The sequence below is a fragment of the Pseudomonas sp. RIT-PI-o genome (genome assembly GCF_001297215.1).
GTDB lineage: Bacteria > Pseudomonadota > Gammaproteobacteria > Pseudomonadales > Pseudomonadaceae > Aquipseudomonas > Aquipseudomonas moraviensis_A.
Genome location: NZ_LHPA01000053.1, coordinates 1 through 750, shown reverse-complemented (window position 1 = coordinate 750; position 750 = coordinate 1). Strand labels below are relative to the sequence as shown.

The following is a 750-nucleotide window of genomic DNA, read 5'->3' as shown; positions in this document are numbered from 1 at the left end:
AACCGCGCCTGACCCTGGAAAGCGAGAACCGTGGCGACGCCCTGCCCGACCTTGAAGACTACGATTACCCGGGCCGCTTCATCGACCGCGAGCGCGGCAAGCATTTGGCCAAACGCGCCCTCGAACGTCATCGCAGCGACTTCCAATTGGCCGAAGGCAAGAGCGATCAGCCGTTGTTGGTCAGCGGCCATTTCCTCGCCCTGACCGAACACCCGAAAGCCAAGTGGAATGATCTGTGGCTGCTCACCGAAGTCCTGCACGAAGGCAAGCAGCCGCAGGTGCTCGAAGAGTCGGTGACCAGCGACACCACCGCGCTGAAAGACGATTTCCATCAGGGCTATCGCAACCGCTTTCAGGCCACGCCGTGGGACGTGCCCAACCGCCCGCCACTGCGCCACCCGAAACCGCGCATCCTCGGCAGCCAGAGCGCGGTGGTCACCGGCCCGAAAGGCGAAGAAATCCACTGCGACGAATACGGCCGGGTCAAAGTCCAGTTCCACTGGGATCGCGAAGGTCAGGCCGACGACAAGACCAGCTGCTGGCTGCGCGTCTCCAGCGCCTGGGCCGGCGCCCAGTACGGCGGCATCGCCATCCCGCGCATCGGCATGGAAGTGCTGGTCACCTTCCTTGAAGGCGACCCCGACCAGCCCTTGATCAGCGGGTGCCTGTACCACAAGGAAAACACCGTTCCCTATCCACTGCCGGCGAACAAGACCCGCAGCACCTTCAAGACCCTGAGCTCCATGGGTG

Annotated in this window: 1 protein-coding gene; it reads left to right on the top strand. The window is 63.6% G+C overall.

Going from position 1 to position 750, the window contains the following annotated elements; genetic code table 11:
• A partial coding sequence (tssI, locus tag AEQ63_RS26975; RefSeq protein ID WP_152972417.1) for a type VI secretion system tip protein TssI/VgrG occupies positions 1 to 750 on the top strand: 750 nt, incomplete at both ends.